This is a genomic window from Mycoplasma leonicaptivi ATCC 49890, from assembly GCF_000622205.1.
Taxonomy (GTDB): domain Bacteria; phylum Bacillota_I; class Bacilli_A; order Mycoplasmatales; family Metamycoplasmataceae; genus Mycoplasmopsis; species Mycoplasmopsis leonicaptivi.
In genome coordinates, this window is sequence record NZ_JHWE01000079.1 from 1 (window position 1) to 1,287 (window position 1,287).

The window sequence follows — 1,287 nt, forward strand, 5'->3', positions numbered from 1 at the left end:
GGTATACCCCCGTGTGCCCCTTTCATATATGAAAGGGCTAATAAAGGTGGAAATCTCATTAGCCCTATGGTCTAATTTTAATTTCCACCTTTAGTTTATCTTTATTGTTTCTTTCTGCTTGATCACTATTTTTAACACTTTGTGCAAAACTTAAAACTGCTTCAAGTTCTTTTGTTCCATTAGCAGATTTTAATTTGTTAACAATTTCTTTTTTCTTAGCTGCATTTTTATCTTTGATTTCAAAAATAATGTCACCAATTTTTTTAATTAAATCAGCTTGTGCTAAAAGATCAGCAGCTTCATCTTTGTTTTGTGCTGATGGATTTTGTTTATTTTCTTCTGTGTTAATTTTATTTATTTCAGCTAATAATTTATCTAAAACTTCATCATATGGATCAATAATATCTCTTTTTGTGCTTTTGTGTAACTCAAGTGCTTGTGATAAATCAGCAGCAAACTTTTCTTTTTCAAGACCAATTTGTACTTGAATTTTTTCTTTAACTGCACTAACTTGTGAGATATTTTCAGCATTTAAAAGTTCATTCCATAATTCATTGTGTTTTTCTTGATTATGAACTGAATCTAATTCTTTAAGCGCTTCTTTAATATTTGCAACTAATAATTTTAAAGTTTCTAATGTATTTAAATCAGAACCTGCTTTTTCTAGTTCTGCTTTATATTTATCAGCTAATTGATTTTTGTGATTTTCATTATCGCTTTCAAATTCGTTAATTGTTTGAGTTATTGCTTGACTGTATTCACTGTATACTTGATTTGCAGCACGAGCAATTAAGTCTTCAATTTTATCAAAACCTTCTGATGAATATGTATCACCTAATTTTTGTAATTCGCTTGTTAATTCATTTCTAATTTCCGGATTAGAAATTTTACTAATTAAATCTAACAATTCTTGTCTTTTTTGGTCATAATTCGCTTGTGTTTCATTACGAACTTTACGATTCTTATTAACCAATAAACCAGTTATAGTTGCACCAATACCTAGTGTTGTCGCAGCAACTGATACGGCAGCAACTAAAACTTTTTTCTTATTTTTGTTATTCGCCATAAAATAATCCTTCGTTTTTTTTATTAAATATACAACATAGTATATATATATATATATATATTAGTCTTTTCAATTAATTTAAATATTATAAAGTATTTTTTTGTAAATTTCAGAATTATTTTTCACACGTTATTTTAAAAGTCACGATGCAAGTTACCATCAAAAAAATAGTAATATATAAATTTTATACAAAAAATAAATTTTCTTTATTTTTTGTATAA

The 1,287-nt window shown here is 26.4% G+C and carries 1 protein-coding gene; it reads right to left on the reverse strand.

From position 1 onward, the window contains the following. Nucleotides 1-64: 64 nt before the first annotated feature. The gene (locus BU00_RS0103585; protein WP_027121500.1) at nucleotides 65-1,066 is read right to left on the reverse strand and encodes a hypothetical protein; all 1,002 of its coding nucleotides are present in this window, start codon (nucleotides 1,064-1,066) and stop codon (nucleotides 65-67) included. Nucleotides 1,067-1,287 lie beyond the last annotated feature (221 nt).